Source organism: Paraconexibacter sp. (genome assembly GCF_041602235.1).
Classification (GTDB): Bacteria; Actinomycetota; Thermoleophilia; order Solirubrobacterales; family Solirubrobacteraceae; genus Paraconexibacter.
Window position 1 is genome coordinate 1 of record NZ_JBFIGP010000417.1, and the last position, 2,398, is coordinate 2,398.

At 72.0% G+C, this 2,398-nt stretch carries 1 protein-coding gene and 1 pseudogene; one reads left to right on the forward strand and one right to left on the reverse strand.

Features of this window, described 5'->3' with window-relative positions:
* A pseudogene (locus tag ABYE80_RS19805) lies at window positions 1-703 on the forward strand (hypothetical protein); the annotation flags it as partial.
* A 9-nt stretch (window positions 704-712) separates the two neighbouring features.
* On the opposite strand, the gene ABYE80_RS19810 reads toward ABYE80_RS19805, so the two are convergent.
* Window positions 713-2,350 carry a GMC family oxidoreductase gene (locus ABYE80_RS19810; RefSeq protein ID WP_372792030.1) on the reverse strand — a complete coding sequence of 546 codons (1,638 nt, stop codon included), beginning with the start codon at window positions 2,348-2,350 and terminating at the stop codon, window positions 713-715.
* Window positions 2,351-2,398: the final 48 nt, after the last annotated feature.

The window sequence follows — 2,398 nt, forward strand, 5'->3', positions numbered from 1 at the left end:
CGCAGGGCGCGTGACCACGGTGTGGTCCTTCGTGGAGGCCGAGGACTCCAGCCCCGGCGTGATGATCCGCGGCTGGGCCCCCGGACTCACCAGCCCCACGGCGCAGGAGCGGGTCAACGTCACCATCCCGCTGGAGCAGCGTCGCCCGGACGTCGCCGTCGGCGCGGGGGACCGCATCGTCGTCGGGTGGTCGGGCCGCGGTGCCGCGTCGACCAGCAGCGACGCGCTGGCGCGGCGCGCCGTCGCGCCGACGCCCCCGGCTCCACCGGCTCCACCGGACCCCGGCGGGCCACCGCCCGCCCCGGCGACGCCCGGAACGTCCACGCCCACGACGCCGCCGGCCGGCAGCACCCCACTGCCGGCCGCGCCCAGCCCGGTCCCCTCCCCGACCCGCCCGACGCCGGCGGGAGTCACGGCGTCGTCGGTCATCAAGCTGCCGAGTGCGAGGAAATGCGTGTCGCGACGCCGGTTCCGCATCCGGCTCGTGATCCCGAAGGGCCTGGCGGTCAAGTCGGCGACGGTCTCCGTCAACGGCAAGCGCGTGAAGGTGGTGAAGGGCTCACGTCTGCGTTCGGCGGTCGACCTGCGCGGCCTGCCGAAGGGGCGCTTCACCGTCAAGGTCGTGGTCACGCCGAAGTCCGGCAAGTCGCTGCGCTCCCAGCGGCGCTACCGGACGTGCACGCCCAGGGCGCGGTCCCGGTAGCGCGGTCGCTCACCCGCTCGAAGGGCCGTGAAGTGCCCCCGCGAGCTCCGGCTCGCTGCCGCGACGTCCGGCAGCGCCGGAGCGCACGAAGTCCGCGCAGCGCTCGCCGATCATGATCGTCGGCGCGTGCGTGTTGCCGCGGGTGATGGTCGGCATCGCCGATGCGTCCCCCACGCGGAGGCCTTCCACGCCGTGGACACGGAGCTGGGCGTCGCAGGCGCCGTCCTGCGGGGAGCCGATCCGCGCGGTGCAGGCCGGGTGGTACGTGTGCTCGACGGTCCCCCGGATGTACTCACCGATCGCCTCGGCGGTCCGGACCCACGGACCCGGGTTGATCTCCATGCCGCACATGTCGCGTAGCGCCGGCTGCGCGGCGACCTCGCGGGCGCGCTCGATCCCGGTCGCGATCGCCGCGACCTCGGTCGGGTCGCTGAGCATGCGCAACTTGACACGCGCCTTCTCGGTCGGGTCGCCCGACCGGACCATCACCGAGCCACGGCTCGTCGGCGCGATGTAGGACAGCCCGATCGAGAACGCCGGACGCGGATGCTGGCGCTTGCCGTGCTCCCAGAAGAACAGCGGGGCGATCACGAACTCCATGTCGGGAGCCGGGAGGGACGGGTCGGTCCGGAAGAACGCGAGTGCTTCGCCGACGTTGCTCGAGAGCTTGCCCTTCCGGGTGGCGACCCAGCGTGCGAGGTGCTTGGGGTGAGCGATGTCGGCCAGGCCGACGTCGGCTCCTTCGAGCTCCCAGTTGACGAACTGGAAGGGGTGCTCCATGAGGTTGCGGCCGACTGCCGGAAGATCGACCTCGACCGAGATGCCGACGCTCCGCAGGTGCTCGGCCGGTCCGATGCCGGAGCGCTGCAGGATCTCGGGAGTCCCGAAGGCCCCGGCGCAGAGGATGACGTCACCGGTGGCTCGAAAGGTCTCGCGGTTCCTGCCGAACGAGACCTCGACGCCGTCCGCGCGACCGTCGCGCAGCAGGACACGGTGCACGAGCGCTCCGGTGCGGACGGTGAGGTTCGGGCGCTTGCGCGCCGGCTGCAGGAACGCGGTCGCGGTGTCGTGGCGCACGCCGTTGCGCTGGTTGACCTGCGTGAACGTCACGCCCTCCTGCTGCTCACCGTTGATGTCGTCGCGCCGCTCGAAGCCGGCTTCGACGCACGCGTCGACCACCCGGCGGGTGACCGGATCGGGAGTCACGGTGCACACGCTCATCGGACCGTCGGTCCCGTGGTAGGTGCCGGCCAGGTCGGCGTTGCGCTCCGAGCGCTTGAAGAACGGGAGCACCTCCTCGGCCGACCAGCCGTCGGCACCCTGCTCGACCCAGGAGTCGTAGTCGTAGGCGTTCCCGCGGACGTACATCATCGCGTTCATCGAGGAGCAGCCCCCGAGCAGCTTGCCGCGCGGCTCGTGCAGGCTGCGCCCGAAGAGGTTCTCCTCCGGCTCGGTCCAGTACTCCCAGTCGAGCTTGGTGCCGAACTGGTTGGAGAACGCCGCCGGCGCCTTCACCGACAGCCGCCGATTGTGTCCGCCGGCCTCGAGCAGGAGGACCCTGCGGTCCGGGTCCTCGCTCAACCTGGCGGCGACGACGCAGCCTGCTGCCCCGCCGCCGATGACGATGTTGTCGTACGTCTGGCTCATGGATCCTCTCCTCGTCGGCTGCTGGTGCTGGGAGCTCAGGCGCCGCCG

Bases quoted from the DNA above. Each gene is read 5' to 3' on its own strand.
- ABYE80_RS19810 (WP_372792030.1), bottom strand. From the start codon at position 2,350: ATGAGCCAGACGTACGACAACATCGTCATCGGCGGCGGGGCAGCAGGC.